This is a genomic window from Stenotrophomonas humi, from assembly GCF_001431415.1.
Taxonomy (GTDB): Bacteria; Pseudomonadota; Gammaproteobacteria; order Xanthomonadales; family Xanthomonadaceae; genus Stenotrophomonas; species Stenotrophomonas humi.
Window position 1 is genome coordinate 104,279 of sequence record NZ_LDJI01000025.1, and the last position, 24,963, is coordinate 129,241.

Below are 24,963 nucleotides of genomic sequence, written 5' to 3' on the forward strand. Positions count from 1 at the left end.
GCTTTGGCCGCTCCTCTGTTATCCGGCAGCCCGCAACTTTTCGCGCAGCGGCTCAAGCTGCGTCGCATAGCGCTGCCACTCGTCGATGTTGCGGGCGTGCACCGGCTCGCGCACCTGCACGCTGCTCAACGTGGCCGTCGCTGCGGCATTGCGGGTGAGATCACTGGCGCCGCTTTCACTGGCCAGGCCACAGCACTGCAGCACCTGCGACAGGGCAACATCCGGCTGCCGCACCATCACTTCGTAATCGATCTCCAGCACGCGTCCCGGCAGATGCGTCTGCCATGCGGCCATCAGGCGCGCATGCGCCCGGTGATGTACCACCAGTGCATTGAAGTCATAACTGTAACCGTAGGATTCACCAAACATCGCGCGGTAGTTCGAGAAGCACACCGCCATCGGATCACGCCGTACGTAGACAATCACCGCCTTTGGCAGCGCGCGCGCAATCGGACCGGCCAACAGGTAATTGGGCGGCAGCTTGTCGATGAACCAGCGTTGCCCTGCAAGGCGCCAACGGGTCTGTTGCAGGTAACCCCGGCCGACGCTGGCATAGTCCAGATCGGGCAGCACCCGCAGCAATGCAGGGTCCAGCAACGCGCGCCCGGATTGGTCCGCCGCCCAGCGCAACTGCTGTGCGAAATCCCCCAGCTCGCCGGCCGATGTCACCTGCGAATGATTGCCCAGCATGCGCTCCAGCACCGTCGTGCCCGAGCGCGGCATGCCGACGATGAAGATGGGCTGGGGGCCTTCGTCTTCCGGCAACGCGGTGGGCGCACCTGCAAAAGTACCGGCGGCAGCCAGCTGCGCCATCGCATCGTGCTGCCCCTGATCGACAACACTGTCATGCCGCAGCCGCCGCCACATCAGGAGGTTGCCTTCGCGCAATGCATGCCAGGCCTGGTGGTAATCGCCCAGGTCTTCCCGTTCCTTGTACAGGGCGAACCACAACGCAGCGGCCTCTTCGCTGTCGCCGGGCGCGATGGTCAATTGCCGGCGCAGCATATCGACGTGGTTGCTTGCTGCACTCCATCGACGCAGCCTGGCCAGCGTCAGTGCCGCTCGACCGTAGCCTGGGCGTACCTGCAGGCAATGTATAAGCGCCTGCTCCGCAGCATCCAGCTCGCCATTGAACTGTAATTGCACGCCGAGGAAATACTGGAAATCCGGATTGTCGAAACCGGCGTCGGCAGCACGCCGCATCAAGCGCAGCGAATCGGCATGCAGTCCCAGCGACTGCAGCACATGTGCAAGAGCCGCCAGGGTCGGGGCATCGTTGCATTGATTCACGCAGGCCTGCCGCATCAACACGGCCACCCCTTCGCTGTCACCTACCCGCAGCAGCGCCTGCGCGACGCGCAACAACAATGCCGGGTCGCGGTAATCGAGTGACGCAGCATGCTGCAACTGCTGCACCGCCTCGCGCAGGCGGCCTTGTGCCAGCACCGTGCCGGCCAACAGTACCCGCGCATAGGCATGCGCGGGTTGCTGTTCAATCACCGCAAGCAGGTGTCGTCGGGCCTCGGGAATGTCACGCCGGGCCAGAGCGGCCTGTGCGGACTGCCAGGAGGCGCCGACGTCCATGCGTCAGCTGGACAGATGCTCGATCGCCGCCACGCTGCCGAGGCGGTCGCCCAGCGTGCGCAGCAGCGCCAGGCGGTTGCCGCGCAGTGCGGGCTCTTCGGCGTTGACCATGACGTTGTCGAAGAACGCATCCACCTGCGGACGCAGACGGGCCAGGCGGCCGAGCACGGCCACGTAGTCCTTCTGCGACAGTGCGGTGCCGGTGTCGTCGATGGCGGCGACCACGGCCTCGGCCAGTTCGCTCTCGGCCGGCTCGCGCAGCAGCGACGGATCGATCGTGCCCGGGATCTCGCCTTCAGCCTTGCGCAGGATGTTGCGGATGCGCTTGTTGGCCGCGGCCAGTGCTTCGGCCTCCGGCAGCTGGGCGAAGATGCCGATGGCATCGATACGGCGATCGAAGTCGTACAGCGAGGCCGGCTTCAGCTCGGCCACGGCGTTGAAGTGGGTGGCCGGCACGCCCTTGTCGGCGTAGTAACCCTTCAGACGGTCGACGACGAAGTCGTACAGCTCACCAACATCTGCCTGCACCTTGCGCTCGGCCAAGCCAGCGTTGGCGGCGGTGAGCAGCGCGCGCAGGTCCAGATCGAAGCCGGATTCGATGATGCTGCGCGCCAACCCCAGCGCATTGCGACGCAACGCGAACGGATCCTTGTTGCCGGTCGGCTTCAGGCCTGCGGCAAAGCCGCCGGCCAACGTGTCCAGACGCTCGGCAATCGCCAGCACCTTGCCCAGCGGCGAGGCGGCGATGTCATCGGCGGCAAAACGCGGCTGGTAAGCCTCGTCGATGGCCAAGGCCACCGACGGCGATTCGCCACCGGCCAGCGCATAGTGGCGACCGGCGATACCCTGCAGTTCCGGGAACTCGTTGACCATGCGCGACTGCAGGTCGTTCTTGGCCAGTTCGGCAGCACGCTTGGCATGCACCGGATCCACGTCCACCTGCGCGGCGACGACCTGGGCCAGCGCCGATACACGCTGCACCTTGTCGGCCACGCTGCCGAGCTTGGCCTGGTAGGTGACGGTCTTCAGGCCGTCGCCCATCGACACCAGGCCCTGCTTCATATCTTCGTCGAAGAAGAACTTGGCATCGGAGAAACGCGGACGGATCACCCGCTCGTAACCCTTCGCCACTTCGGCCACGTCCCTGGATTCGATGTTGGCGATGCCGATGAACTTCTCGGTCAGCTTGCCGCCGTCATCCAGCACCGGGAAAAACTTCTGGTTGACCTCCATCGTCTCGACCAGCGCTTCCTGCGGCACTGCCAGGAACTCGCGCTCGAAGCTGCACAGCACCGCCGTCGGCCATTCAACCAGGTTGACCACCTGTTCCAGGTTGTCGTCGGTGATGCGCGCCACGCCACCGGCCTGCGCGGCTGCGGCGTTGACCTCGGCGACGATGCGCTCACGGCGCGCGTCGGCATCGACCAGCACGCTGGCGGCCTTCAGCGATTCAACATAGTCGCCCGGGTTGCTCAGCCATACCTGCTTGTCGGCCATGAAGCGGTGGCCGCGGCTCATCCGGTCGGACTTCAAACCCAGCAGTTCGGCATCAACCACGTCGTTGCCGTGCAGCAGCACCAGCCAATGCACCGGACGCGCGAAGGCGTATTCGTGACTACCCCAGCGCATCGGCTTGGGAATCGGCATCGCGGCGATGGCCTCGCGCACGATCTCCGGCAACAGCGCGGCAGTCTGCGCACCCGGGGTGACCGAACGCAGCACGAAACGCTCGCCCTTGGCGTCGGTGGTGCGCTCCAGCGCGGTCCAGTCGATGCCGGCCTTGGCAGCAAAGCCCTGCAATGCCTTGGTCGGCTCGCCGTTGGCGTCCAGCGCGATGTTCAGGTACGGGCCGAACACTTCCGAATGCTGTTCGGGCTGTTCGGTTTCCACGCCCGGCAGCAGCACCGCCAGGCGGCGCGGGGTGGACAGCGGCTTGGCGTCATCGCGTTCGAAGGCGATGCCACGCTTGGCCAACCCGTCGATCACGCCATCAAAGAAGGCTTGCGCCAGACCCGGCAGCGCCTTGACCGGCAGCTCTTCCACGCCCAGTTCGATCAGCAGCGGTTGCATGCTCATGCCTGCACCTCCTTGGCGGCCACGGCTTCGATGCGCTTGGCCTCGTACAGTTTGGCCACGGCCATGGCCAGCGTGCGCACGCGCAGGATGTAACGCTGGCGCTCGGTCACCGAGATGGCGCGGCGCGCGTCAAGCAGGTTGAACGAATGCGATGCCTTGCAGACCTGTTCGTAGGCCGGGAGCGGCAGGCCGACGTCGATCAGCTTCTGCGCTTCCTTCTCGCAGGCGTCGAAGCGATGGAACATTTCTTCCACGTCGGCGTACTCGAAGTTGTAGGTGCTCTGTTCCACCTCGTTCTGCAGGTAGACATCGCCGTAGGTGACCGGGGTGCCGTCCGGGCCGTAGGTCCAGATCAGGTCATAGACGTTGTCGCAGTTCTGCAGGTACATGCAGAGCCGCTCCAGGCCATAGGTGATTTCGCCCAGCACCGGCTTGCACTCCAGGCCACCGGCCTGCTGGAAGTAGGTGAACTGGGTGACTTCCATGCCGTTGAGCCAGATTTCCCAGCCCAGGCCCCAGGCGCCCAGGGTCGGCGACTCCCAGTTGTCCTCGACGAAGCGCAGGTCATGCACCAGCGGGTCGATGCCCAGCGCCTTGAGCGAATCCAGGTAAAGCTGCTGGATGTTGTCCGGGCTGGGCTTCATCGCCACCTGGTACTGGTAGTAGCGCTGCAGGCGGTTGGGGTTCTCGCCGTAACGGCCGTCGGTAGGACGGCGCGACGGCTGCACGTAGGCGGCATTCCAGCTTTCCGGGCCGATCGAACGCAGGAAAGTGGCCGGGTGGAAGGTACCGGCGCCCACTTCCAGATCCAGCGGCTGGATCAGCACGCAACCCTGCTTCGCCCAGTATTCGTTGAGGGTCTGGATCAGGCCCTGGAAGGTAATAGGAACGTTGGGGGTCGCGGACATGCTGCCTGAGCCGTGCATAAGGGGTGCGCTAGTATAGCGACCGACCGCACGGCGGCCGTGCCGACAAGGAGTTAGGGGTGGAACAGCAGGCCGCGCACAGCGCACAGATACCACCCATTCCCGTGAACATCGCCCCGGGAAGGCTGCAGTTTTCCAATGTCGCCTCGGCCCTGCTGGGCGATGGCATGGTCGCCGCGCATGACCTGGAACGCATCCGTTTCTCGGCCCAGGGCGCGCGCAACGCCAGCGAAGTGCACCCGCTGGTGCTGCTGGCCAACCTGAAGCTGGCCGCTGCCCCGCCGGCCTCCGGCGATCTGGCGCTGGAGCGACTGACCGAATGGCTGGCCGCACGTACCAACACCCGCCACCTGCGCATTGATCCGACCCGCGTCGACGTGGCCGCCGCCACCGCCGTGGTGTCCCATGCCTACGCACGCCGGCATCGCATCCTGCCGCTGGCGGTGGACAGTGAGCGCGTGCTGGTGGCCACCAGCGAGCCGATGGCGCGCGACTGGGTGCCGGACCTGCAGCACCTCACCCGACGCCGTATCGACATCGTGCTGGTCAACCCGCTGGATCTGCACCGCTACTCGATGGAGTTCTTCGGTGTCACCCGCTCGGTGCGCGGTGCCCGCGGCGACGCCCGCGATGGCGGCAACAGCAGCGGCCTGCCCAGTTTCGAGCAGCTGGTGGAACTGGGCAGCTCCGGCGACGTCAACGCCGACGACCACCACGTCGTCAGCATCGTCGACTGGCTGCTGCAGTACGCCTACGAACAACGCGCCAGCGACATCCATCTGGAGCCACGCCGCGACATGGGTCGGGTGCGCTTCCGTATCGACGGCGTGCTGCACAAGGTGTTCGAGCTGCCACCGTCGGTGATGACCGCGGTGATCAGCCGGGTCAAGGTGCTGGGCCGCATGGACCTGGCCGAGCGCCGTCGCCCGCAGGATGGCCGCATCAAGACCCGCTCGCCGGGCGGCCGCGAGGTGGAAATGCGTCTGTCGACCATGCCCACCGCGTTCGGCGAGAAGTGCGTGATGCGCATCTTCGACCCGGACTCGGCGTTCAAGAGCATCGAGCAGCTGGGCTTCAGCCCGGAAGAGGCCGCCGGCTGGAACGAGCTGGTTGCCCGCCCGCACGGTATCGTGCTGGTCACCGGCCCCACCGGCTCGGGCAAGACCACCACCCTGTATTCCACGCTCAAGCGGCTGGCCACGCCGGACGTGAACGTGTGCACGGTGGAAGATCCGATCGAAATGATCGCGCCCGAGTTCAACCAGATGCAGGTGCAGACCAACATCGACCTGGATTTCGCCAGCGGCGTGCGCACCCTGCTGCGGCAGGACCCGGACATCATCATGATCGGCGAAATCCGCGACCTGGAAACCGCGCAGATGGCGGTGCAGGCCTCGCTCACCGGCCACCTGGTGCTGTCGACCCTGCACACCAACGACGCACCGTCGGCCATCACCCGCCTGCTCGACCTGGGCGTGCCGCATTACCTGATCGCTTCCACCGTCAACGGCGTGCTCGCGCAGCGCCTGGTGCGCACGCTGTGCCCGCACTGCAAGGTGCCGGATGCACTCAGTGATGCCGATTGGGCGCCGTTGCGTGATGCCCATGAAGCATTACCTGATGTCGTCACTGCATATGCACCGGTCGGTTGCCTGGAGTGCCGGCGCACCGGCTACATGGGCCGCGTCGGCCTATATGAGCTGCTGCCATTGGGTTCGCGGCTGCGCGCACTGATCACCCGCGACATGGACCTGGCCGCCTTCAACCGCGCTGCACGCCACGAAGGGCTGCGTACCCTGCGCCGCACCGGGCTTGAAAAGGTGGCCGCAGGGCTGACTACAATCGAGGAAGTCCTGTCTGTCCTGCCGCCCTCGGAATGAAGCCCCAGCCGTTCTTGATCGTTGAAACCGGGCAGCCGTTCCCGACCCTGCGCCGTTACGGGCGCTTCCCGCACTGGATCCGCGTCGCCGCCGGGCTGGAAGAGGCCGAGACCGTGGTGGTCAACGTCGAGCACGGTGAAGCACTGCCCGAACGTGGCGATTTCGCGGCCACCATCGTGACCGGCTCGGCGGCTTTCGTCACCGACCGCGCCGACTGGAGCGAACGCAGCGCCGACTGGCTGCGCGACGCCGCCCACGGCGGCATGCCGCTGCTGGGCATCTGCTACGGCCACCAGCTGCTGGCGCATGCGCTGGGTGGGCAGGTGGATTACAACCCGGCCGGCCGCGAGTCCGGCACCATCGTGCTGGAACTGGAAGCACCGGCCGCCGCCGACCCCTTGTTCGCCGGTCTGCCGGCCAGTTTCCCGGCCCACGCCACCCATCTGCAGACCGTGCTACGCGCCCCCGACGGTGCCACCGTGCTGGCCCGCTCGGCGCAGGACAACTGCCACGCCTTCCGCTGGGGTGAGCAGACCTGGGGCCTGCAGTTCCACCCCGAATTCGCCACCCACCACATGCGCGGCTACGTCCGCGCCCGCGCCGACTGCATCGCCCGCCACGGCGGCTGCGCACGCAGCGTCGCCCGCGATGTGAGCGCCGCACCGCTGGCCCGCCAGCTGCTGCGCCGGTTCGTGCGGCATGTCCGCCGGGGTAGTTCGACGCATTGAGGTTGCCGGCCGCCTTGGCGGGGCCGGTATCTGCGGGATGGCCGTACCCATGAAGCCGGCGCGGCCCACCTGAAAGCCCCGCCTCCCCAACCCTCCCCCGTTACTTGTTGCTCATAACCCCGGGTTGGGTTTCGGGCGATAATCGGCCAGCGTCTGCAGCGTTGCCGGCGTTCCCCCCTGTTTCGGAACTGCAATGAGCGAGATTCACAAAGTGCCGGCGTCTGCCGGTGCGGATTGGCTGCTGACCGGCTTTGGCCTGCTCAAGCGCGCACCGCTGGCGTTGGGTTCGTTGGGCATCCTGTGGGGCGTCGGCACCTCGCTGGTGTTGTCGCTGGCCGTGCTGGCCCCGGCATCGTTGGGCCTGGTGCTGCAATTCCTGCTGATTTTGGCCGGCCCGTTGTTCATGGGCGGCATGCTGTGGGCGATCCGCGAGGTCGACCAGGGCCGCCAGGCCCGTCCGGCACACCTGCTGCAGGGCGTGCAGGAAGGCCGCGCACCGCATCTGCTGGTCGCCCTGTTGCCGCAGCTGATCGCCGCGCTGGTGCTGGGTGCACTGCTGTTCGTGCTGGTCGGCGGGCCCGCCGGCTTCCAGCAGCTGTCGGACGTGATGCTCAAGATCAACGAGATCAGCCAGTCCGGCGCGCAGCCAGACCCGACGCAGATCGAGTCGTTGGTGGCCACGTTGCCGGCCGGTCGCATCCTGCTGTGGCTGGCGCTGATGCTGGGCACATTCGCGGCGTTGACGCTGGCGCTGTTCGTGATGCCGCCGCAGGTGATGTTCGAGAACAGCACCGGCGTACAGGCGCTGCGCCAGAGCCTGCGCGCCAGCATCCACAACCTGCCGGCGATGCTGGTGTTCTTCGTGCTGGCCTTCATCGCCATCTTCGCGATCTATTTCGCGGTGATGATCGTGGCGCTGATCGTCGGCCTGGTCGCCGGCCAGACAGCGGCCCTGGCCATCGCCCAGCTGTTGCTGATGGCGGTGCTGATGCCGGTATTTGCCGGTGCGGTATACGCCGCCTGGAAGCAGATGCTGGCACCGGCCTCGACCGGCACGCCGTCCGCGCCCAAGCAGACGGGCCACGTGTTCGAGGCCTGAGGCCCCGGCCCGATCAGTCCACGGGCGGGGACTTCATCCCCGCCTGCACATGCCCCGGCGGTTCACGCCACTTCGCGGCCGCGCTTGATCAGGTACATCGCCTGGTCGGCGGCGTGCAGCAGGGCACCCACCTCGGCGCCATCGGCCGGGTACGCGGCCAGGCCGATGCTGGCGCTGACCGAGAGCTCGATTTCCTCACCGTCGCGCAGGTACCGCATCGGCGACAGCAGGGCGGCGCGCACGCGCTCCAGCAGCCGCTCCGCGTCCTGCATGTCCTCCAGCTCTTCCAGCACCAATGCGAATTCATCGCCGCCCAGCCGCGCGACGGTGTCGTTCTCACGCAGGGTGCTGCGCAGTCGTGCGGCCAGTTCGACCAGCATCGCATCGCCGGCGGCGTGGCCCCAGGTATCGTTGACCGCCTTGAAACGGTCCACGTCCACATAAACCAGGGCGAACATGCCGCCGTGCCGCGTGGCGCGATGGTGCGCGCTCTCCAGGCGATCCATGAACAGGGCACGGTTGGGCAGGCCGGTAAGCATGTCGTGCATGGCCAGGTGGCGCATCTCCTGCTCCATCAGCCTGCGCTGCTCTACTTCGATCTCCAGCTGCCGATTGCGCTCGGACAGCTCTCCCAGCGCCGCGCGCAATGCAACACGGTGCCGGTACAGCTCCAGAAACACCTGCACCTTGGACAGCAGGATGGTCGCTTCCAGCGGCTTGGCCATGTAGTCCACCGCGCCGAAGCCATAGCCCTTGAGCCGGTGCACGTCGTCGGCATAGGTCGCGGTGACGAAGATGATCGGCGTCTGCCGCGTGCCTTCTTCCTGCGACAGGATCTCGGCTACTTCAAAGCCGTTGATGTCCGGCATGTAGACATCAAGCAACACCAGCGCGAACTCATCATCCAGCGTGGCCTTCAGCGCATCGTTGCCGGAGGAGGCTTCGACCACTTCGACATCGAGCTTGGCCAGCACCCGCCGGATCACCAGCAGGTTGGCCGGGTTGTCGTCCACGGCCAGGATCTTGGGGCGCTGCACGGCAGGCGACTTGGTCACGAACATAAGGATTCCAGCAAAAGAGAAATTTCCGGCAACGGCAGGCAATAGTCGGCACCGGCAAGCTCAAGCGCTGCGGCGGGCATCATCGGCACCTGTGCGGTTTCCGGGTCCTGCACCACCACCGTGCCACCGGCACGACGCACCTTTGCACAACCTTCGGCACCATCGGCGTTGGCGCCGGTCATCAGCACTGCCAGCACCCGGTCGCGCCACACGTCGGCGGCCGATTCGAACAACACATCAATCGATGGCCGCGAGAATGCCACGCGCGGATCGACGCTCAATGCAAAACGCTTGTCGCGCTCCAACAACAGGTGATAGCCCGAAGGCGCGACATAGACATGGCCGGGCTCGGGCAGCAGCCGCTCTTCGGCTTCGCGTACCGGCAATCCACTACGGCTTTCCAGCAGCTCGCAGAACACCCGCATGTCTTCCGAGCCGCTATGGCAGACCACCACCATCGGTACCGGCAGCGGCTTGGACAAACCACCCAGCACCCTGTGCAGCGCTGACAACCCACCGGCCGAGCAGCCCATCACCACCATCTCCGGCGGCGACAGCGGGAGCGCAGTCACAGGGTTGCTCCGGCATTGCGATACAGGCGCAGCTCGGCGTCCAGCGGTACGAAATCGCGTGCACTGGGGGCGAAGCGGATCGACTCGCGGTTGCCCAGGCAAAGGATGCCACCCCGGCTCAGGCTGTTGCGGAACAACCCCAGCACGCGGTCCTGCAACGTGTCGGAAAAATAGATCAGCACGTTGCGGCACAGGATCAGCTGCGCCTCGCAGAACACCCCATCGCAGACCAGATTGTGGTTGGCGAACGTGACCCGTTCCTTCAACCGCTCATCCAGTTTCATGAAGTCATAGCGAGCGTGGTAATAGTCCGACAGCGTGTGGCGGCCGCCAGCAGCAAGGTAGTTCTCCGAGTACAGGCGTGCATCGCGGATCGGGAAGATGCCTTCCTGCGCGCGCGCCAACGCCTCATCGCTGAAGTCGGTGGCAAATATCTGGCAGCGGTCGTACAGGCCGGCTTCCTTGAGCAGGATGGCCAGTGAATAGACCTCCTGTCCGTGCGCACAGCCGGCCTGCCAGATGTTGATCTGCGGGTACGAAGCCAGCACCGGGAAGACTTCATCGCGCAGTTTCCGGAACACCGCCGGGTTGCGGAACATCTCCGACACCGGCACCGACAACTTGGCGATGACCTGCGGCACCATTTCATCGTCGCGCAGCACGCGTGCGGTCAGTTCGCCGACATGGGCGATTTCCAGCGACTGCACCAACGCCTGCACCCGCCGCTTGAGCGAGGCCGGCGCGTAGCCGCTGAAGTCGTAACCATGGCGCCGCGTCATTGCCTGGATGAAACCGTCGACTTCGATATCGTCGATGTCATCGCGGCGCGGTGTGGGCACCGGAGAGCCTACTTCTGCAGCCATACGCGCATCATCGACAACAGCTTGTCCAGGTCCACCGGCTTGGTCAGGTAATCATTGGCGCCGGCGTCCAGGCATTTGTCACGGTCGCCATGCATCGCCTTGGCGGTGACCGCGATGATCGGCAGGTTGCTCCACTCCGCGCGCTTGCGGATCTCGCGGGTGGTTTCGTACCCGTCCATGCCCGGCATCATGATGTCCATCAGCACCAGTTCGATGCCCGGGTTTTCCTGCAGCTGCTGCAGCGCCTTGTAGCCGTCCTGGGCCATGCTCACGGTCACGCCGCGCGCGCGCAGTGATTTTGACAGCGCAAACAGGTTGCGCATGTCGTCGTCGACCAGCAGCACCTGGCGTCCAGCCAGATGCTGGTCGTTCAATGGCGTGGCGCTGGCTCCCCGCGAACCGATGCTGTGCAGGAACAGGCTCACTTCATCGAGCAGGCGTTCGGGCGAACGCTGGCCCTTGATGACGATGCTGTCGGTGTACTGGCGCAGCTTGAGGCTTTCCTCGCGACTCAGGTCCTGGCCGGAATAGATCACCACCGGCGGCACCGCCACCAGGGTGGCCGCGCGCTCCAGGAATTCCACGCCGGAAATTCCGCCCAGGTTGAGGTCCAGCACGATGCAGTCGTAGCTGTGCGTGGCGATGCGCTCCAGCGCTTCTTCGCCCGACGCCACCTGGTCGATTTCGACGTTGTCGGCCTGCAGCAGATGCGTGAGTGCCACGCGCGAATCATCATCGTCATCGACCAGCAGCAACTTGCGCACGATCTTGCCGGCCACATCCAGCAGGTGATCGAACGCAGCGATCAACGCCTTGCGATCCACCGGCTTGGTCAGGTAACCCACCGCACCCAGCGCCACGCCCTTGGCGGCTTCGTCCACCGCCGAAATGAAGTGCACCGGGATCGCGGCGGTGACCGGATCGTGCTTCAGGTGCTGCAGCACCGACCAGCCATCCATGCCCGGCAGCATCACGTCCAGCAGGATGCCGGTGGGCCGATAGCGCCGCGCCAGTTCCAGGCCACTCTCGCCATCGGCTGCGGCCAACGCGCGGTGCCCCTTGCGGCGGATCAGGTCAACCAGAATGCGGGCGAATGCCGGATCGTCCTCGATGGTGAGGATGACCGATTCGCCGGCCGCAATCGCATGGCGATCATCGGGAATCCAGTCGATCAACATCGCGCTGGCGGTCCGCACCGGCGCCGGCTCGTGCCGCTGCTGGGCGGATACCGTCGCTGGCAGCGTGCCGACCGCGGCCGACAGCAGCGGCAGCACCAGCGCGAAACAACTGCCCTTGTCCTGCTCGCTGTCCACCACCAGCTGGCCGCCCAGCAACTGCGCCAGGCGGCGCGCGATGGCCAGGCCCAGCCCGCTGCCGCCGTAATGGCGGCTGGTGCTCGAATCCACCTGCTCGAATGCCTCGAAGATGGACTCCAGACGCTCTTCCGGGATGCCGATGCCGGTATCGCGCACCGACAGCGCCAGATGCTGTTCGTCGGCCGCTGCGCCCACGCGGGTCAGCAGTGCGGCATCGGCCATCGCCAGGTGCAGCGTCACCTTGCCTTCGCGGGTGAACTTGAAGGCATTGCCGAGCAGGTTGTTGAGCACCTGCTGCAGCTTGGAGCGGTCGGTGACCAGCGATTCGGGCACCGCAGGATCCACTTCGATGGCGAATTCCAGGCGGCTGTCCACCGCCATGTGGCGGAAGTGGCGGATGACCTCGCGGGTAAGCGCCTCCACCCGCACTTCCTCGCGGTACACGTCCATCTTGCCGGCTTCGATCTTCGACAGATCGAGGATGTCGTTGATCAAACGCAGCAGGTTGGAGCCGGAATCATGGATGACCGCGGCCGCTTCCACTTCCTCCGAATCCAGATGGCCACTCTCGTTCTCGGCCAGCTCCTTGGACAGGATCAACAGGCTGTTGAGCGGCGTGCGCAGCTCATGCGACATGTTGGCCAGGAAGTCGGTCTTGTACTGGCTAGCACGTGCCAGCTCCTGCGCCTTGAATTCGGTTTCGCGCTGCAGTACCTGCAGCACATCCTTCTGCTCGTTGAGCACTTCGGTCTTCTGCCGCAGCTCCTCGTTGGACGCCTGCAGCTCCTCGGCCTGCACCCGCAGCTCTTCCTCCGACGCGGACAGGCGCTGGGCGTGTTCTTCCAGCTCCACGGTCTTGCCCTGAAGCTCTTCGTTGGCCGCGCGCAGTTCTTCTTCCTGCGCCTGCAAGGCGATCTGCGACTGCTGCAGTTCTTCGGCCTGGGCACGGGTGTGGTCGAGCAGCAGCTGGGTTTCGTCGGCGCGGCGGATGTTGTCCAGGCCCAATGCGACGGTCGGCAACACGCTGTCGACGAACGCCTCCTGGGTCGCGCTGAAATGATGGAACGTGCCGAACTCGAACACGCCCAGCAAGCGGTCCTTGAGCAGCAGCGGCACCGCTACCAGATGGCGCGGCTGCGCCTCGCCCAATGCCGAATGGACGCCGAAGAATTCGTCCGGCACCTGCTGTACGCCGATGCGTTTGCGCTCCAGCGCAGCCTGCCCGATCAAACCATCGCCAAGGCCGTAGCGCAGGCCCAGATGCTTGCGCCGCTGGAAGCCATAGCTGCCCTGCAGATGCAGTTCCTTGCGTTCTTCATTCCAGGCGAAGAAAACCCCGATGGGCGCTTCGATGCGCGGTGCGATCAACGACACCAGCGCCTGTGCGTAATCCTCCGGGGTCTGCGCGGTCTGCAGCTGCGCGCCCACTTCACCGACGCTCAGCTTGACCCAGTTGGCATCGCGCGACACCAGCGCGTTGCGGCGGAACACTTCCATCGCGCGGGCGATCTCGCCGACTTCATCGGCACGGTCCAGGCCGTCCACTTCCACGTCCAGATCACCATTGGACAGACGCGTCATCTTCTCGGTCAGGCGGTTGATCGGATTCACCACCGCCCGGGAAATCATCCACAAGGTACCGATGATGATCAGGAAGCCGACCACCAGCAGGACCAACGAGATCCGGTGGGCACGCGCGATCCACTGGCTCATCTGGCCGCGCTCGTGCAGCAGCATTTTCATTTCTGTTTCGTAGATGCCATCCAGCGCTTCAGCCAAGGCATCGCCCTTCCCGCTGCTGACCGCATGCAGGCGCTCCAACGGCGTCATCGGAACAGCGTCCACCGCCGCCGGGCGCAACACTTCCGCCACCTCCGCATCCCAGCTGGCGGCCTGCGCAGCCACACGCTGCAGGCGCTCACTCTGCGCCGCATCGCCGGCCTCGATTGCTACGTTCAGTGCCGCATCACGGCGCTCGCGCTGGCGGCGCAGTATGTCCAGCTCCTTGTCACCACCGCCCAGCAGATGGTTGCGGATCGCGATCTGCTGCAGGCGAACCGCCTGGAGAGCACCCTCCACCTGCCGGATCACTTCGATCTGCACGCCCTCTCTCTGACGAACGGCATCGTCCTGCCCGGAAGTGCGGTAACTGACCACGCTGGTGGCAAGAAAACACAGGAACACCAAGCCGAATGCGGCCAGCATCTTGCCCAGCAATGAAACGTTGTTGATCCAACCGCCCTTGTGCTGCGTCATCCGGCAATCCCCCTTGGTCGCCCCAAGCCTGCCCGATGTAACGCGCAGCCCCAACGCTGAAAAATATCGCAGAACGTGTGCAGGCGCCGTGGGCGCCTATTCAGGGTGCTGCGGTCTTGTCCTGGTCTCGCGGCATCAGCCAGCGCGAGGCATGAATGCCCAGTTCGTAGAGCACGCACATGGGGATGGCCAGCATCAACTGCGACACCACGTCCGGCGGGGTCAGCACCGCGGCCAGCACGAAGATGCCCACCACGGCATAGCCGCGGCCTTCGCGCAGCTGCTGCGGTGTCACCCAGCCCAGCAGCACCAGGATCACCATCGCCACCGGCAGCTCAAAACTGGCGCCAAAGGCAAAGAAGATGGCCAGCACGAAATCCAGGTAGGCGTTGGCATCCGGGGTGATGGCGATCACCTCAGGACGGAAGGTGGTGAGGAAGTGAAACACCGCCGGCAACACCAGGAAGTACGCAAACGCACAGCCGATGTAGAACAAGGCCATGGCCGAACCCAACAAGGGCACCGCCAGGCGCCGTTCGCGCGCATACAGCCCCGGCGCCACGAAGGCCCAGGCCTGGTACAGCAGCCACGGCACCGCGACGAACACGGCAGTGAAGAAGGTCAGCTTCAGTGGTGCGAAGAACGCGCCAGCCGGATTGGTGGCGATCATCGACTGCCCTGCCGGCAACTGCGATATCAGCGGCGTGGCCAGATGGGTATACAGCGTGCGCGAGAACGGCAGCAGCGCCAGCAGCACCACGCCCAGGCCCATCAGCGCGCGCACCAAGCGTGCGCGCAGTTCGATCAGATGCTCGATCAGCGGGCTTTCGTTGGAATCATTGGCGCTCATTGCGGCCGCTCCGGCGCGGACGGCGCAGTGTCAGCGACAGGCGGGACCGGTGTATCCAACGGGATGGCGCGGTTGCCCATCTCCGACTCCAGCGCGGGCGCCGGCCTGATCGGGCGGGGCTCGATCACGCGCTCAGCGTCGGCCGGGGCCGGCATTTGCTGGGGTTGGACACCGGGCTGTTGCACTTCCTGCTGGAAGGCATCGGCACCGTCGCGCACCTGCCGGGCCTGGTCACGCAGCTCGGTTTCCGTCTGCTGCATCGACTGCCGCACGTCCTGCAGGTTGCGTTTGATCTCCTCGGCGTGCAGTTCGCGTTCCAGCTCCTGCTTCACCGAATCCCACTGATTGCGGGCACGCCGCACCCACAGGCCGGCAAACCGCGCCGCCTTGGGCAGGCGCTCCGGACCCAGTACCACCAACGCAACCACCGCAATCAACAGCAGTTCGCTGAAGCCGATATCAAACACGCCCGGAACTCCGGATCAACGCGCTTGCTTGTCGTGCTCAGCCTGCTTTTCGCGGCTCTTTTCGGCATCGCCCGACTCGTCGCCCAGCTGTGCAGCCGGCTTGTCCTCGTCGCGCATGCCCTTCTTGAATTCCTTGACCGCACTGCCAAGATCCTTGGCACCGCTGGTCAGCTTCTTGGTGCCAAACACCAGCAGGACGATGACCAGCACGACCAACCAGTGCCAGATGCTGAAACTGCCCATGATCTGCTCGCGTAATTAATGTGGAAGGTGGATGAGCATAGCGCACACGGCCTTAGCCAATCGCTATGCCAAAGGTCAGTTGCCGCCGTCCAGCGACTCGGTGCGGATTTCGCCCTCGGTCACCAGCTGGAAGCCCTGATGTGGGGCCGCCTGCGCCGGCGTGTTCTGCAGCGGCTCGGTGGTCGCAGTATCGGCGCCGGTTGCGACGGGAGCCTGAACGCTCACCGGTGCCACGCGCGACGCTGATGCCGAGGCAACCACCGGGGCGGCGGCGCCTTGGGTGCCGCGCTTCTGGCGGGCGGCATAGGTGGATTCTTCCAGACGGTCGCGGAAGGCCACCACATCACTGGAAGGCGCAGCCGCCAGGCGGCTCTCGATGATCATCCGCGGCGTGGTGCCCTGGCCGTAGGCGTCAAGATTGGCGGCATCGTCGATCTGCAGCGCCGCACCGTCCAGCGCGACACCGGCAAACAAACCGCGCGCACGCGACCACGACCAGATTTCGGCCTTGAGCTGGCCGTCGGTGGCGGCAGCGGCATTGCGGCCGACCGGGCCAGCAGCCACGCCGGCATCGGCGCCAAGGGTGAACTTGCCATTGACGATGTTGTCCAGGCTGCGGTCGTTGCGGAACACCAGGATCACGTCGGACGACTGCACACCGGCCTGGAAGCCGATGCTGGCGCCGGTGAGCTTGATGAACACCGGGTTGGACCAGCTGCCATCCGGCGTCTTGACCGACATCAGGCCATGGCCACGACGTCCACCCAGCACCAGACCCGCCTTGATCGTGTCGGGGATGACCACGATCGCGCGGCCTTCATCGAGCAACTTGTCCGGAATGGCCTGCTCGGGGATGTCCTGGATTTCACTGAGCACACGCACCGCGTTACGGGCGCGCTGGTCTTCCTTGGGGCCGGCAAAGGCATTGACGGACAGCAGGCTCGCAGACAGCAGCAGAACAAGGCACGGCAGGCGGCGCATGGTGAACTCCATAGGTCGATGCACAACGATATAGCAAGTGCCTGAAATTAGGGGCGCAGCTATGAATCGGGAGTGAGTGGAGCGGGAGCAGACGTGAGTTCAGAGGAGTGGGCAGGCGCAACTGCAAAGGCTGCCCTCTCCCGGTCTTCCCCTTCATTGCGCACAAGGGAGCCGGCGGTCCTGCGACCTGAGGTCTGGCCGGAGCCGGCGCTTCAGCCTCCTGCCTTGCGCAACGCGCAGGGGAGGATCGAGCAAGGGACCGCAGCTCCTGCTTTTGTTCTTGCTCACGCTTCACTCTTCTCCCCGCTCCTCGCCCTTCTCCGGCCAGACCTGCGAAAATGCACGCATGTCCGACGCCCCCACCACCGCGTTGCTCGCGGTCAATCTAGGCACGCCAGAGACACCTACCGCCCCGGCGGTACGTCGCTACCTTGCTGAATTCCTCAGCGATCCGCGTGTGGTTTCGATCCCACCACTGCTATGGAAGCCCTTGCTGCATGGGCTGATCCTGCCGCTGCGCAGCGGTCGTTCCGCGCATAAATATGCGCAGGTCTGGCTGCCGGAGGGCTCGCCGCTGGCCGTGCATACCCGCCGTCTGGCCGAGGGCCTGCAGCGCGAATTGCCGCAATGGCGGGTGCGCGATGCCATGCGCTACGGCACGCCGGCACTGTTGCCCGCGCTGGATGCGCTGGCCGCGGAAGGCATCCAGCGCATCGTGGTGCTGCCGCTCTATCCGCAATACTCGACCACCACCACCGCCTCGGTGGAAGATCGCGTGCAGCAATGGCAGGCACGCAATCCGCAGATCGAGGTGCAGCTGATCCGCGATTACGCCGACGACCCGCAATGGGCCGCAGCGGTGGCGGCGTCCATCACCGCGCACTGGCAACAGCACGGGCGCGGCGACAAGCTGGTGTTCTCGTTCCACGGCATTCCACAGCGCCTGGCCGATGCCGGCGATCCCTACCCGCAACGCTGCCGGGCAAGTGCCGAAGCGATCACCGCCGCACTCGGGCTGTCGGCCGACGAATGGGAGCTCACCTATCAATCGCGTTTCGGCCGTGAACGCTGGCTTGAACCCTATGCCGAGCCACGGTTGTGGGAACTGGCACAAAGCGGCCTCAAGACGCTGGATGTGGTCTGCCCCGGCTTTGCCACCGACTGCCTGGAAACCCTGGAAGAAGTGGCGCTGGGCTTCACCGCCACCGTCGCCGAACGCGGCGCGCAGATGCGTTACATCCCCTGCTTGAACGACGCACCCTCGCACGCGCATGCCCTGGCGGCGCTGGCAACGGCGCAGACGGCATGAGCGCCACGCGGTTTGAACTGCAGATTGATGGGCAGCGCGTTGCCGGCCTGCGCGCCGGCAAACCCGGCGGGTTGAAAGTGCTGGCCCTGCATGGCTGGCTCGACAATGCGGCCAGCTTCCTGCCATTGGCCGAACATCTACCGACGCTGGACATCGCGATGGTCGACCTGCCCGGCCACGGTTTCAGCGATCACCTGCAGCTGACCACGCCCTACACCACACCGCTGGCCATCGTGCAGACATTGGCCATCGCCGATGCACTGGGCTGGGAACGGTTCGTGCTGCTCGGCCATTCCATGGGCGCGGCGATCGCCAGCCTGGTGGCCGCCGTTGCCGGCGAACGCGTGCAGGCACTGGTGTCGATCGAGGCATTGGGCGGCCTGGCCGCACCGGCCAACGAAACCGTGCAGCGGCTGCGTACCCACGTGGACACGGCAATGAAGCTGGAAACCAAGCAGCTGCGCGTGTTCCCGGACCTGGCCGCGCCGGTGCGCGCGCGCATGATGGTCAACCAGCTCAGTGAAGCATCCGCACGCCTGCTGGTCGAACGCGGAGTCAAAGAGGTGGACGGCGGCTGGACCTGGCGCAGCGATCCGCGGCTGATGCTGCCTACCGCGGTGCGCATGACCGAGGACCAGGTGTGTGATGTGGTCAGTGCCATCCGATGCCCGGTGCAGGTGATCTACGCCACGCCCGCGCAACCCTATTTCCCGGAGCCGGAGCGCAGCCAGCGCGCGGCGCTGCTGCCCGATGGCCGCCTGCATACCTTGCCCGGCCATCACCACGTGCATATGGATGATCCCGAAGCGGTAGCCGAAATCATCCGTCGTTTCATTTCGACATTGCCTGACACCGGCTGAACATCGCGCGCCGCAACGACGGCGCCTGGTTCAGTAAAGGCGCTGGCTGCCGCTATCGGGGCATAGCCGTTATCGAGAAGACGTTCCGCAGACCCGCAACGGGTTCTGCGAGCCCCAGCACCGAATGCCCCCGTTCTCCGCCCTCCGGCCCGGTGTCGTTACCGGCCTGATCCAGCTCGCCCGTTGGCTGGGCTGGACCATCATCCGCTTTGCCACCCTGGACCAACCTCCAACGGGTGAGGCAACCGCGGTGATGGCACTACGGGATGTACCGGTCGCGCGCATTCCGCTTCCCGGCGATGACACCCCGATCACCCACCGGCTGCGCAGCACCGGCCGTGACCACGCCTGGCTGGCCCCGCAACGCCGGGCCGGCACTCGATGCATCCACAAGCAGCAGTTACGAACTGCCAATGCCGGCCCTCGATGGTCCGCTGCCACATGCCGGGCCACTGGCATCGCCGTGGTCGGCCTGCGGTCATCGCAGCAACACACCCGCAAACACATTCCCCGGGCTGCTGTACGAGCACAGCCCGTCGCTGTTCCTTTCCCCCGCTGTTCCTGTTGAACCGGAGTACGCATGTCCCCCCGCACGCACGCCACACCGCCTCACGATGCCTATTACGCACAGCTGGCCTGCGCCGCTGATCGCCTGTTCCTGTTGTTTGGCCTGCTGCTGGGGCTGGCATCGCTGGGCATCGCGCTGTGGTCCGGGCAGTGGCTGCCGTTCCTTGCGATCAGCCTGCCGGCGCTGGCCGTGATGGCCGTGCAGCTCAAACTCGCCCCCGGCACGTTGCGCAGCCGCATCGTCGTGGCACTGGTGTTGGTGGCACTGGTCGCAGCCACCATCCAGCAGACGCATGGCCTGGTGGAAATGCATTTCGGCGTGTTCGTGGTGATCGCGCTGTTGCTGTACTACCGCGACTGGATTCCGGTAGCCGTGGCCGCCGCTGCGATCATCGTCCATCACCTGGCCTTCTACTGGCTGCAGACGCATGGTTCGCAGGTACAGGCATTCGCACACGGCAGCGACTTGAGCGTCGTGCTGCTGCATGCGGTGTACGTGGCGGTGGAAGCCGGCTTCGTCTGCGTGATGGCCCGACAGCTGTGCCGCCAGGTGCAGACACTGGGGGCGGCACCGGCCAAGCTGCGGGCGCTGGTGGATGCCATCGCCAAAGGCGAAGACGTGCGCGACCTCACCGATGGGTCACGCTTCGCACCCGGCACGCTGGCCGAGGGTGTGCTGCGGATGCAGATGCAGCTTCATCAACGCCAGCAGCTCGAGCAGGCGCTGCATCACGAGAATTCCCAGATCCGTGCATCGCTGGATGCCTCGCGCACCGGCATGATGATTGCCGACCACGACCACATCATCCGCTACGTGAACCGCTCCGTGGTCGCATTGCTGCGCAACCAGCAGGACACGCTGCGCCGGGCCTTCCCCGATTTCGACGTGGACACGCTCATCGGCAGCAGCATCCACCGCTTCCATGCCAACCCGGCACGCATCCGCGGCATGCTCGACCAACTGCGCCAGCCCCATCACGGCCAGATCCGTATCGGTGACGTGCATTTCGGCCAGGTGGTGACGCCGGTCTTCAACACCGACGGCAGCCGCAGCGGCTATGCCGTGGAGTGGCACGATCGCACCCAGGAACTGCAGCTGGAGAACAGCGTGGCCGGCATCGTCGCCGCTGCCACGGCCGGTGACCTTGGCCAGCGCCTGCAACCGGTGGCGGAAGCGGGCTTCATCCAGACCCTGACGGTTGGCATCAACCAGTTGCTGGAAACGGTGGCCGGCGCCACTGGCGAGATCCGCACAATGCTTGCCGCGCTGGCCGAAGGTGATCTCGACCACCGCATCACCGGCAACCACGCCGGCGACTTCGAGGCGATGAAGCGCGATGCCAATCTCACCGCCGAGCGTCTGGCCGACATCATCGGCCAGATCACGCAATGCTCGCAGTCGATCACCACGGCCGCACGTGAACTCGCCAGCGGCAACGATGACCTGTCGCGCCGCACCGAACAACAGGCGGCCAGTCTCGAAGAGACGGCAGCGTCGATGGAAGAACTGACCGCCACCGTGCGCGAGAACGCCGAATCGGCGCGTCACGCCAATACGCTGGCAGTCGGTACCGCCGGGGTGGCCGCGCGCGGCGGTGAGGTGGTCGGCCAGGTGGTCAGCACCATGCAGGCCATCGAGCATTCCTCGCACCGCATCGCGGAAATCATTTCGGTGATCGACGGCATCGCCTTCCAGACCAACATCCTGGCCTTGAACGCCGCGGTGGAGGCAGCCCGTGCCGGCGACCAGGGCCGTGGCTTCGCCGTGGTGGCCTCGGAGGTGCGCACGCTGGCGCAGCGTTCGGCCACGGCGGCACGCGAGATCAAGACCCTGATCAGTGACTCGATGAGCCAGGTCGATGACGGCGCGGCATTGGTGGCGCGTGCAGGCAGCACCATGAATGAGATCGTCACCTCGGTGCAGGAAGTGACCGAACTGATGACCCGCATCGCGGCGGCATCGCAGGAACAATCGTCCGGCATCGAGCAGGTCAACCACACCGTCGTGCAGATGGATGAAACCACCCAGCAGAATGCGGCGCTGGTGGAAGAAGCCAGTGCTGCGGCACGTTCCATGGAACAGCAGGCCGAAGCGCTGGCGGGAGCGGTGGCGGTGTTCCGCTACGCCGGTGCTGACCGCGTTGCGGTGCCATCACGGCGGCGGACGGCCTGATCTGCTGACGGGGTGTTTCTGGCGGGGAAGTCCGCTGGAAGCTTCCCTCCCCAAGCCTCCCGTTGCCTTCGGCAAAGGGAGGAGGGCGAAGCCGGGATTGCGCGCGATGTCGCGGGCTGCAGGACTCAACCCCCTCCCTTTCGCGCAGCGAAGGGGAGGGAGGTGTCGAGCTCCCGACAGAAACTCATCCCTCGCCGCGCACCTGCAGCAACTGATGCAGCGTGCTCTTGAGCCTGCGTCCTTCCACGCGCAGGTAATCGCGCTCCTGCTCCCAGTGCGGGAAGCGCGCCTCCACTTCGGCCCAGAAGGCCGGCGAGTGATTGGCCTGCAGCAGGTGGCACAGCTCGTGCACCAGCACGTACTCGAATGCCGAAGGCCGCCCCAGCACCAGCGCCAGGTCCAATGCCATCGAGCCGTCCGGTGCCAGCGACCCCCACTGCGAGGACATCACCTTCAAGCGCAGCCGTGCCGGCGCACGCGACAGGCTGGGCAGATATTTGGGCAGCCACTGGCCGACATCGGCGCGCGTCTGTGTTTCGTAGAACTCGCGCAGCGCACGCCGCAACGCCTGTTCACCGGCACGTGCCGGCATCTGGATGCAGACGCCTTCGGCGTCGATCTCCATGCGGGTGAAGCGGCCTTCCTGCCAGCGCACCGGCAGCAGCTCGCCGCGCAGCGGCAACATGCCGGACTCACGCAGCCTCAGCGGCGGTGCCATCAGGCCATCGCCGCCCAGCCGCGCCAGTTGCTGCTGCAGCCATTGCCGATTGGCCTGCAGGAAACGTTCGCCCGATATCAGGCTTGCGCGCAGCGGCATCGTCAGCCGTGCGCCACGCTCGTCGACACTGAGCTTGAGCCGACGCGCACGCGGGTCGCGCACGCGCAGCACATCGATCTCCGCATCATCCAGGCGCAACCGCACCGTGTCGCGCTGGATCACCGGCGCGGCGGGTGCGATCAACTGGCGGAACAGACGGCCCATGCTCACAGCATAATCCGGCCGCTGTTACGGTTCCGGTTGGAAGCAATCCGGTTCAGCTGTCAGCCTTGCTCAGCTTGAACGCCTGCTCCAGCAACAGGAACAGGCGGCGGATCTCACCGCTCTGCAGTGCAAAGCGCGCGTCCAGTTCGGCGCGGCGGCCGTCCTCGTCGATGTGCTCCAGCTGGTCCAGCGCGCCGTCCAGGAACTTGAGCTTGCGCACGATGAGATCTTCACCGAGCACGAAGGACAGGTTGTCCTCGAAAATCAGCGCCAGCTTGGTGACCTGCTTGCCGGCGTCCAGGTGCTTGTCGATCTCGTCGCAGCGCAGTTCCTGGTGCTGGCACTTGACCACCGCGCCGCCTTCGGCCGGGTCCTTCATCTCGCACTCTTCACCCAGACTCAGGCCTTCTGGCAGCGGCTCGCCGGCGATCCACGCGGTGAGGATCGCGCGCGGCGCCACTTCCGCATTCAGCGGCATCGCCGGGAAGCTGCCGAGCATGCCGCGGATGTCGCTCATCACGTTCTCGCCGGTCTTGCGGCTGGAACTGTCCACCGCCACGTAGCCGTGCTGCAGGTCGAGGAAGGCGTCGGTGCGCGAGCTCTTCACAAAGGCACGCGGCAGCAGCTCATGCAGCAGGTCGTCCTTCAGCCGCTTGCGTTCACGGCCACCCGGCTTGCGGCCTTCCTTCTCTTCGATTTCCTCCAGCTTGCGTGCCAGCAGGTCGTTGACCACGACGCTGGGCAGGATCTTGTCTTCGCCACCGACGGTCAGCCACAGCGCATCACCGAGACGGTGCGAGAACTGCGTCTTCTCTTCGCGACCAAACGGCGAGATGAAACCACGCGAGGTCATTTCCAGTGCGCCGACCGGCTTGAGAATCACCTGCGGCAGCAGCGTATCTACTTCGGAGAAATCAATGGAGGTGGGAAAGCGGAACAACGTCAGATTCTTGAAGAACATTTGGGCGCCGGAAAGAGGAAATGGAGATGGAAAAGGTGGATGTTGCCGAGCGTTCCCTTCTCCCTGCGGGAGAAGGTGCCCGAAGGGCGGATGAGGGTGCGGGCGAAGCCTTGCGATGCCAAACGACAACAGGCTTCGCCCGTACCCTCACCCCAGCCCCTCTCCCAGCGGGAGAGGGGCTTGCGGTTCTTCAGACTTCCCGCCGCCGGCCAACCACGCCTGCGCGTCGGGCAGCGGTGCGTCCTGACGGTGGCCCAGCGTCATGAAATCGAACAACGAAGCATCGGCCATCTGCGAAGGCTGGATGTTGCCCAGCGCGCGTGAAATCTGCTCGATGCGGCCGGGGTGCTGCGCTTCCCACTGCTGCATCATCAAACCCACCTGACGACGCTGCAGGTTTTCCTGGCTGCCGCACAGATTGCAGGGAATGATGGGGAAGTTGCATGCAACGGCGTAGTCGATGATGTCGCTCTCGCTCACATACGCCAGCGGGCGGATCACCACATGCTTGCCGTCGTCGCTGAGCAGCTTGGGCGGCATGCTGGAAATCTTTGCGTGGTGGAACAGGTTCATCAGGAACGTGGCGACGATGTCGTCACGGTGATGGCCCAGCGCGATCTTGGTGAAACCGTGGCGTTCAGCGTGGTTGTACAGCGCACCACGTCGCAACCGCGAACACAGCGAGCACATCGTCTTGCCTTCCGGAATCACCCGGCTGACAACTGAATAGGTGTCCTGCTCGATGATCTGGAACGGCACACCCAGCGCGGCCAGGTATTCCGGCAATACATGCTCGGGAAAACCAGGTTGCTTCTGGTCCAGGTTCACCGCCACCAGTTCGAACGGCACCGGCGCCTTTTTCTGGAGCTGCAGCAGGATATCCAGCAACGTGTAGCTGTCCTTGCCACCGGACAGACACACCATCACCTTGTCGCCCGCCTCGATCATGCCGAAGTCGGCGATGGCCTGCCCCACCTGGCGGCGCAACCGCTTGCCCAGCTTGTGCGGCCCGCGTTCGGGCGCGCGTGGGTCGCGGGCGCGCGACACCGGATCGGGCAGGGGAAGGACAGCACTCATCAGGGCCATTCTACCGGCTGGGCCCTGCCTCCACAGCGGCGCGCCGGGCGGCTTTCAAAAAACCGTCATGGTCTCGTCACCCCCCGATGACAGCATCCCGGCTCCCTTCGCCCCACAGTTGATCCCGTCGTG

At 65.4% G+C, this 24,963-nt stretch carries 20 protein-coding genes; 6 read left to right on the forward strand and 14 right to left on the reverse strand.

Annotated elements, in window-relative coordinates; translation table 11 throughout:
- Positions 1–18 precede the first annotated feature (18 nt).
- Genes ABB26_RS13060 through glyQ form a run of 3 tightly spaced genes read right to left on the reverse strand, consistent with a single transcriptional unit; the run spans position 19 to position 4,568 of the window.
- Positions 19–1,584, reverse strand: a complete 1,566-nt coding sequence (locus ABB26_RS13060) for a tetratricopeptide repeat-containing sulfotransferase family protein (RefSeq protein ID WP_057634835.1) — start codon at positions 1,582–1,584, stop codon at positions 19–21.
- A gap of 3 nt (positions 1,585–1,587) precedes the next feature.
- Entirely contained in the window at positions 1,588–3,660 is a 2,073-nt protein-coding gene (gene glyS / locus ABB26_RS13065) for a glycine--tRNA ligase subunit beta (RefSeq protein WP_057634836.1), read from the reverse strand.
- Positions 3,657–4,568 carry a glycine--tRNA ligase subunit alpha gene (gene glyQ, locus ABB26_RS13070; RefSeq protein ID WP_057634839.1) on the reverse strand — a complete coding sequence of 304 codons (912 nt, stop codon included), beginning with the start codon at positions 4,566–4,568 and terminating at the stop codon, positions 3,657–3,659. Before glyQ ends, glyS begins: the two co-directional genes overlap by 4 nt.
- A 107-nt stretch (positions 4,569–4,675) precedes the next feature.
- Here glyQ and ABB26_RS13075 point away from each other — a divergent pair, with 107 nt between their 5' ends.
- The 3 genes from ABB26_RS13075 to ABB26_RS13085 all read left to right on the forward strand — a co-directional run bounded on the left by ABB26_RS13075 (position 4,676) and on the right by ABB26_RS13085 (position 8,293).
- A complete protein-coding gene (locus tag ABB26_RS13075; RefSeq protein WP_484600314.1) occupies positions 4,676–6,466 on the forward strand; it encodes a GspE/PulE family protein in 1,791 nt (596 codons plus the stop codon).
- The gene (locus ABB26_RS13080) at positions 6,463–7,194 is read left to right on the forward strand and encodes a glutamine amidotransferase (RefSeq protein WP_057634843.1); all 732 of its coding nucleotides are present in this window, start codon (positions 6,463–6,465) and stop codon (positions 7,192–7,194) included. Before ABB26_RS13075 ends, ABB26_RS13080 begins: the two co-directional genes overlap by 4 nt.
- A gap of 193 nt (positions 7,195–7,387) precedes the next feature.
- The gene (locus ABB26_RS13085; RefSeq protein ID WP_338062622.1) at positions 7,388–8,293 is read left to right on the forward strand and encodes a BPSS1780 family membrane protein; all 906 of its coding nucleotides are present in this window, start codon (positions 7,388–7,390) and stop codon (positions 8,291–8,293) included.
- A gap of 62 nt (positions 8,294–8,355) precedes the next feature.
- Here ABB26_RS13085 and ABB26_RS13090 read toward each other — a convergent pair whose 3' ends face one another.
- The 8 genes from ABB26_RS13090 to ABB26_RS13125 form a co-directional block, all read right to left on the reverse strand.
- Positions 8,356–9,348 (reverse strand): diguanylate cyclase domain-containing protein, encoded by a 993-nt coding sequence (locus ABB26_RS13090; RefSeq protein ID WP_245626218.1) that lies wholly within the window; start codon positions 9,346–9,348, stop codon positions 8,356–8,358.
- Positions 9,345–9,926 (reverse strand): chemotaxis protein CheB, encoded by a 582-nt coding sequence (locus tag ABB26_RS13095; protein ID WP_338062623.1) that lies wholly within the window; start codon positions 9,924–9,926, stop codon positions 9,345–9,347. The genes ABB26_RS13090 and ABB26_RS13095 overlap by 4 nt, the downstream gene beginning before the upstream one ends.
- Positions 9,923–10,789, reverse strand: a complete 867-nt coding sequence (locus tag ABB26_RS13100) for a CheR family methyltransferase (protein ID WP_057634847.1) — start codon at positions 10,787–10,789, stop codon at positions 9,923–9,925. The genes ABB26_RS13095 and ABB26_RS13100 overlap by 4 nt, the downstream gene beginning before the upstream one ends.
- Entirely contained in the window at positions 10,774–14,361 is a 3,588-nt protein-coding gene (locus ABB26_RS13105) for a hybrid sensor histidine kinase/response regulator (protein WP_057634849.1), read from the reverse strand. The genes ABB26_RS13100 and ABB26_RS13105 overlap by 16 nt, the downstream gene beginning before the upstream one ends.
- A gap of 100 nt (positions 14,362–14,461) precedes the next feature.
- Positions 14,462–15,211, reverse strand: coding sequence for a twin-arginine translocase subunit TatC (tatC, locus tag ABB26_RS13110; protein WP_057634851.1), 750 nt, complete (start codon positions 15,209–15,211; stop codon positions 14,462–14,464).
- A complete protein-coding gene (gene tatB / locus ABB26_RS13115; protein WP_083490828.1) occupies positions 15,208–15,678 on the reverse strand; it encodes a Sec-independent protein translocase protein TatB in 471 nt (156 codons plus the stop codon). Before tatB ends, tatC begins: the two co-directional genes overlap by 4 nt.
- Positions 15,679–15,693: 15 nt before the next feature.
- A complete protein-coding gene (tatA, locus tag ABB26_RS13120) occupies positions 15,694–15,921 on the reverse strand; it encodes a Sec-independent protein translocase subunit TatA (protein WP_057634853.1) in 228 nt (75 codons plus the stop codon).
- A gap of 75 nt (positions 15,922–15,996) precedes the next feature.
- Complete coding sequence (locus ABB26_RS13125) at positions 15,997–16,902, reverse strand: lipid-binding SYLF domain-containing protein (protein ID WP_057634960.1); 906 nt, start codon at positions 16,900–16,902, stop codon at positions 15,997–15,999.
- A gap of 346 nt (positions 16,903–17,248) precedes the next feature.
- Between ABB26_RS13125 and hemH the strand changes: the two genes are divergently transcribed.
- From hemH to ABB26_RS19550, 3 genes are all read left to right on the forward strand, one after another.
- A complete protein-coding gene (hemH, locus tag ABB26_RS13130; protein WP_057634854.1) occupies positions 17,249–18,211 on the forward strand; it encodes a ferrochelatase in 963 nt (320 codons plus the stop codon).
- The gene (locus ABB26_RS13135) at positions 18,208–19,071 is read left to right on the forward strand and encodes an alpha/beta fold hydrolase (protein WP_057634856.1); all 864 of its coding nucleotides are present in this window, start codon (positions 18,208–18,210) and stop codon (positions 19,069–19,071) included. The genes hemH and ABB26_RS13135 overlap by 4 nt, the downstream gene beginning before the upstream one ends.
- A gap of 580 nt (positions 19,072–19,651) precedes the next feature.
- Complete coding sequence (locus ABB26_RS19550; protein ID WP_057634858.1) at positions 19,652–21,811, forward strand: methyl-accepting chemotaxis protein; 2,160 nt, start codon at positions 19,652–19,654, stop codon at positions 21,809–21,811.
- Positions 21,812–21,995: 184 nt separating this feature from the next.
- Here ABB26_RS19550 and ABB26_RS13145 read toward each other — a convergent pair whose 3' ends face one another.
- From ABB26_RS13145 to ttcA, 3 genes are all read right to left on the reverse strand, one after another.
- Positions 21,996–22,793: a M48 family metallopeptidase gene (locus tag ABB26_RS13145; RefSeq protein ID WP_057634963.1), complete on the reverse strand. Its 798-nt coding sequence runs from the start codon at positions 22,791–22,793 to the stop codon at positions 21,996–21,998.
- 52 nt (positions 22,794–22,845) lie between these two features.
- Positions 22,846–23,754: a recombination-associated protein RdgC gene (locus ABB26_RS13150; protein ID WP_057634860.1), complete on the reverse strand. Its 909-nt coding sequence runs from the start codon at positions 23,752–23,754 to the stop codon at positions 22,846–22,848.
- A gap of 147 nt (positions 23,755–23,901) precedes the next feature.
- Positions 23,902–24,831: a tRNA 2-thiocytidine(32) synthetase TtcA gene (gene ttcA, locus ABB26_RS13155; protein WP_211261968.1), complete on the reverse strand. Its 930-nt coding sequence runs from the start codon at positions 24,829–24,831 to the stop codon at positions 23,902–23,904.
- Between the last annotated feature and the right edge of the window lie 132 nt (positions 24,832–24,963).

Bases quoted from the DNA above. Each gene is read 5' to 3' on its own strand.
- ABB26_RS13060 (WP_057634835.1), bottom strand. From the start codon at position 1,584: ATGGACGTCGGCGCCTCCTGGCAGTCCGCACAGGCCGCTCTGGCCCGG.
- glyS (WP_057634836.1), bottom strand. From the start codon at position 3,660: ATGAGCATGCAACCGCTGCTGATCGAACTGGGCGTGGAAGAGCTGCCG.
- glyQ (WP_057634839.1), bottom strand. From the start codon at position 4,568: ATGTCCGCGACCCCCAACGTTCCTATTACCTTCCAGGGCCTGATCCAG.
- ABB26_RS13080 (WP_057634843.1), top strand. From the start codon at position 6,463: ATGAAGCCCCAGCCGTTCTTGATCGTTGAAACCGGGCAGCCGTTCCCG.
- ABB26_RS13085 (WP_338062622.1), top strand. From the start codon at position 7,388: ATGAGCGAGATTCACAAAGTGCCGGCGTCTGCCGGTGCGGATTGGCTG.
- ABB26_RS13100 (WP_057634847.1), bottom strand. From the start codon at position 10,789: ATGGCTGCAGAAGTAGGCTCTCCGGTGCCCACACCGCGCCGCGATGAC.
- ABB26_RS13105 (WP_057634849.1), bottom strand. From the start codon at position 14,361: ATGACGCAGCACAAGGGCGGTTGGATCAACAACGTTTCATTGCTGGGC.
- tatC (WP_057634851.1), bottom strand. From the start codon at position 15,211: ATGAGCGCCAATGATTCCAACGAAAGCCCGCTGATCGAGCATCTGATC.
- tatA (WP_057634853.1), bottom strand. From the start codon at position 15,921: ATGGGCAGTTTCAGCATCTGGCACTGGTTGGTCGTGCTGGTCATCGTC.
- ABB26_RS13125 (WP_057634960.1), bottom strand. From the start codon at position 16,902: ATGCGCCGCCTGCCGTGCCTTGTTCTGCTGCTGTCTGCGAGCCTGCTG.
- hemH (WP_057634854.1), top strand. From the start codon at position 17,249: ATGTCCGACGCCCCCACCACCGCGTTGCTCGCGGTCAATCTAGGCACG.
- ABB26_RS13135 (WP_057634856.1), top strand. From the start codon at position 18,208: ATGAGCGCCACGCGGTTTGAACTGCAGATTGATGGGCAGCGCGTTGCC.
- ABB26_RS19550 (WP_057634858.1), top strand. From the start codon at position 19,652: ATGTCCCCCCGCACGCACGCCACACCGCCTCACGATGCCTATTACGCA.
- ABB26_RS13145 (WP_057634963.1), bottom strand. From the start codon at position 22,793: ATGGGCCGTCTGTTCCGCCAGTTGATCGCACCCGCCGCGCCGGTGATC.
- ABB26_RS13150 (WP_057634860.1), bottom strand. From the start codon at position 23,754: ATGTTCTTCAAGAATCTGACGTTGTTCCGCTTTCCCACCTCCATTGAT.
- ttcA (WP_211261968.1), bottom strand. From the start codon at position 24,831: ATGAGTGCTGTCCTTCCCCTGCCCGATCCGGTGTCGCGCGCCCGCGAC.